Annotated in this window: 1 pseudogene; it reads left to right on the forward strand. The window is 41.1% G+C overall.

Features of this window, described 5'->3' with window-relative positions:
• Window positions 1-275, forward strand: a pseudogene (locus ACYQ78_RS39585) (hypothetical protein); the annotation flags it as partial.

Consider the following 275-nt stretch of genomic DNA (forward strand, 5'->3'; position numbering starts at 1 on the left):
GTTTTTGCTGATTCTATAAAAGAGGAATTAGACTATACCAATTTTAAGGAGAAAGCACAGCTTGTCTGTGTCGTATATACTATGTGTGGAATTGGTGGTGTTGTTGGAAACACAAATGCAACTGGTATTTTGATTCAAGGGCTTGAAAAGCTCGAATACCGTGGCTATGATTCTGCGGGAATTTTTGTTCTAGGTGGTGCTGAAAACCATCTAGTCAAGGCTGTTGGTCGTATAGCAGAATTGTCTGCCAAGACAGCTGGTGTTGAGGGAACAAC

This window comes from Herbidospora sp. RD11066 (genome assembly GCF_054661255.1).